Here is a 229-nt window from a genome sequence, read left to right as displayed (position 1 = left end):
GGCCGCGACCGCGACCCCCGCCGCACAGGGCACCGCCTCGGCCGTGAAGGACAAGCCGGTCGTGTTCATGGCGGCCACCGATCCCAAGGGCGCTGAGCTCGTGGCCTCGGACGAGGCCCCGGGCGGCAACGTCACCGGTGTCGCGGACCGCAACCCGGTCAAGGAGCAGCTGCAGCTGCTCAAGGTCGTGAAGCCGGACGGCACGGCCGTCCGCATCGTCTACAACCCC

At 72.1% G+C, this 229-nt stretch carries 1 protein-coding gene; it reads left to right on the top strand.

Annotated features, from left to right (window positions below):
• Positions 1 to 229: ABC transporter substrate binding protein (locus KVS67_RS13745; RefSeq protein ID WP_305799849.1), on the top strand; the 229-nt coding region annotated here is incomplete at both ends.

The sequence above is a fragment of the Micrococcus sp. GbtcB5 genome, from assembly GCF_019091605.1.
Lineage (GTDB): Bacteria > Actinomycetota > Actinomycetes > Actinomycetales > Micrococcaceae > Micrococcus > Micrococcus luteus.
The sequence above is the reverse complement of the archived record's forward strand: the minus strand, read 5'-3'. Positions and strand labels throughout refer to the sequence as shown.